Consider the following 3,496-nt stretch of genomic DNA (forward strand, 5'->3'; position numbering starts at 1 on the left):
GGCCGCGCGGGCCCGCGCCACCCCGGTGCCGAGCGCATCGCTCTCGCGGCTCAGCGCGGCGGCGGTCTCGGGGGTGCCCGCGTCCACGAGCACCTGGGCGAATCGCACCGAGGAGCGGGTCCCGTACGCGGTCAGATCGCGTGCGGAGTCCACACGGTCGTGGCCGATGATGAGAAACGCGGCGCTCATCGCCGAGATGGTGTCGTCGACATCGGCCTGGGCCGCCTCCACCGTGTGGACCGCGTCCAGAAGGGCCGGGATCCTCGTCCGGTCGGTGGCGACGGCCGCGCCCTCGGCGAGCACGTCATCGATGGCGTCGAAGTACGCGTCGACCTCCTTGAGCAGCGAGGGCCTGGAGGTGGTCGACAGGAGGAGATAGGCGCAGACCACGCCGCACAGGGCCCCCGCCAGGGTTTCCTCGAGGCGCAGGGCGAGCAGGTGACCGTGCAGCACCCCGAGCATGTCGTACAGCGCCACGAGCATGACCGTGATGAAACTGGCGGCGTACATGTAGTTGAGTGGGGCGAAGTAGATCATGCCCATGATCCCCACGAGTCCGATGGCCACCAGCGCCGCCGTGTTGTCGTGCGCGAGGTAGGTCAGGGCCACCCCGGCAACCAGCCCGATCACGGTCCCCAGCACACGCCGGTAGGCGCGGGTGAGGATGCCGCTGCGGGTCGTGGTGCTCAGGAAGACGAGGAACGCCGTGAGCACGGCCCAGTACCAGCGGGTCGCGGAGATGAGCTCGCCCACCACCGACGCGATGGCGGTGGCGGTCATGGCCTGGATCGCGAGCCGGCTGGTGGGGGTCCAGTCACGCCAGGCGATCCACCGGAATCGCTTCGGGTCACCGGTGTCCTCGACGGCCGCGGGAGCAGCGTGCGGGGCGTCCGGTCCCGGGTCGGTGGAGGCGAGCGCTGGTGTCGTCGTCGCGGTGGTGTCAGGACCACCCACCGACGGCGCACCGTCCGCGGACCCCGGACCACCCGCCGTCGTCGGATCATCCGCCGTCGCCGGTGGGGCGCTTCGGCGGTGCAGCCTGATCTCCTTGAGGCGGGCGTGCGCCAGGACGCACTCGGCGAGCCGGTAGGTACACACGTCCGCGTGGGTCGCGGCGTCGAGCCCCGCAGCGGCCTCGACCTCGGCCACCACCTGCCGGGCCCACGATTCGGCGTCGGCCAGGCGCGGCGCTGGGGCGTGCTCGTCGAGGGCCGCGGAGACATGGCCGAGGGCGGTGCGCAGGTCGGCACCGGTGGAATGCCCGACGATCAGCTCGTGGCAGGCCTCCTCGGTGTGCACGCACACGTCCATCACCCGCAGGGCCAGGGTCTCGGCGTCCCAATCCGAGAACGACTCGGTGCGGAAATCCTTGGTCCAGCCGGTGATGGCGCGCCACATCGCATCGACGCGCCCGAGCCGGGCCTGCTGGGCGCGATCGTGATCCGGAGTCGCCGCCGCATCGATGGCCGCAGCGGTCGCGATTCGTAGTTCGTGGAGGAGGGTCCCCAGTTCCCGCTCGGGGTGCCGGCTGACCCACATGATCAGCTTCACCCCCAGCTGCGTGGTGGCCGCCCCGGCCGCGATCAGCAGGAACGGGGGCAGGTCCTCGAGGGTGGGGCGCATGAACAGGGTGAAGAAGTACGCGAAGAAGCTCAGCGTGCCCAGGGTGGTGGCGCGCGGACCCCACCGGCGGATCCACACGGCGACGCCGGACAGCAGCACGAAGCAGACCAGCAGGACGGTGCGGTTGCCGGACAAAAGCGTGGCGAGGGTCGGGATCAGCACGACCGTGGGGATGAGCAGGGCGGCGGTCACCACGCGTGCCGGCGCGGTTGAGTCCTTGACGAACACGCCGGTCATCATCGACAGGAACACTGACATGGCCAGCATCCCGGTGTCGGCGTGCAGGAAATGCACCACGCCCCACCCCCACAGCACGCTGACGAAGATCCCGCCGGTGATCGACAGGGTCTTGCGCAGCCGCTCGCGGGCGGGGTCGTGGGCGCCGATGGCGTGCAAGATCCGGGTGAACAGGTGGGTGGGCATGGTCAGTCCACGGACTCCACCGCGGCGTTGACGAGCCGGTCGATTTCGAGCCCGCCGATCGTGGCGCCGGGCGTGAATCCGGTGCGCACCACCACCAGGTCGGCCGAGGGCACCACCACGATGTACTGGCCGTCGTGCCCGGAGGCCCAGTAGGCGTCCTCGGGCATCGGCAGGTGGGTGGGGGAGCCGTCGCCGGCGGAGTTGGTCCACCACTGGGCGCCGTACGGTTCGGGTTCGCCGTCGGCGGGCACGACGGTGGTGGCGTAGTCCATCCACCCCCGGGGCAAGAGCTGCTCGCCGTCCACCTCGCCGCCGTCCAGGACGAACTGCCCGAGGCGGGCGAAGTCGCGCGGGGTCGCCCACAGGTACGAGCTGCAGACGGAGCGTCCGGAGGCGTCGGCCTCGAGGACCGCGCTGCGCATCCCCAGCGGCCGGAACAGTAGTTCCTCGGCCATCTCGGGTCCCAGTCCGGTGCGTTCGTGCAGGAGGTCGCACAGGATGTTGGTGGTGCCCGAGGAGTACTGGCGGAAGGTTCCGGGTTCGTGCGCCAGCGGCTGGGAGGCGGCGAACGCGGCCATGTCGGGCTGGTCGAAGAGCATCTCGGTGATGGGGGTGCCGAGGTCGTATTCCTCGTCCCATTCCAGGCCCGTGGTCATGCGCATGAGGTCGTCGAGGGAGATGTCCGCGCGGTCGTCGGACCATTCGGGGCGCAGGGCGGTGGCGGCGGGGTCGAGGTCGGCGTCCGGGAACTCGACCTGCGCCCGGCCGACGAGGGTGGAGGCCACGCTCTTGCCCATGGACCACCCGAGCTGGCGGGTGTCGGGGCCAAAGCCCTCGGCATACCGCTCGCCGATGATCTGTCCGTTATGGACGACGACGACACCACGCGTCCCGTCCCGAGTCGCAGCCTCGTCGAGCGCGGCCCCGAGCCCCTCCGGACTGTCGGCGATCGGGAGGTCAATTCCTTCCGGGCCGCCCTCGAGGAGTGGCGGGGGCGGGGAGGTGTGCTGCGCGCCTTCGGCGCGGTCGCCGAGCGCGCAGCCGTGCTCGGAGACGTACGCGGTCTGCCGGAACGCTATCCCGAGGAGAGACACGGAGGCCGTGCCCTCGGCCTCATCGATGCTCGTGCGCAGGTACGGCACGAGCGGGTTGGGCGGGAGATCGGTCTCCGGTTCGGTGCGATCGGCGAGGAAGGTGAGGGCGCACGCATTGTGGGCCGCGTAGCCGGTGCCGGTGCGCAGCATGGGCCGGTAGAGGTAGGCGGCCACGGCGACCGCGACCACCACGAGGATCACGATGACCAGGACGGCCCAGAGCAGGATTCGACGCAGTCTCATCGGTCAGAATCTTCCGCCCGCGCCGCCGCCGCCCCAGCCGCCTCCACCGCCGCCGAAGCCGCCGCCGCTGAAACCTCCGCCACCGCCGCCGAAGCTGATGCCGCCGAGGCCGC

General features: G+C 71.1%; 2 protein-coding genes. Both read right to left on the minus strand.

The genetic code is table 11. The features are described 5' to 3' along the window. On the minus strand, positions 1-2,046 hold a 2,046-nt coding region (locus tag G6016_RS12550; RefSeq protein WP_182632977.1), incomplete at its 3' end, for an FUSC family protein. Positions 2,047-2,048: 2 nt separating this feature from the next. Then, entirely contained in the window at positions 2,049-3,383 is a 1,335-nt protein-coding gene (locus G6016_RS12555; protein ID WP_182632978.1) for a serine hydrolase domain-containing protein, read from the minus strand. Positions 3,384-3,496: the final 113 nt, after the last annotated feature.

The sequence above is a fragment of the Dietzia aerolata genome (assembly GCF_014144865.1).
GTDB classification, from domain to species: domain Bacteria; phylum Actinomycetota; class Actinomycetes; order Mycobacteriales; family Mycobacteriaceae; genus Dietzia; species Dietzia aerolata.

What these genes read in the sequence shown, in the direction of transcription:
- G6016_RS12555 (WP_182632978.1), bottom strand. Translation starts at nt 3,383, where the DNA reads ATGAGACTGCGTCGAATCCTGCTCTGGGCCGTCCTGGTCATCGTGATC.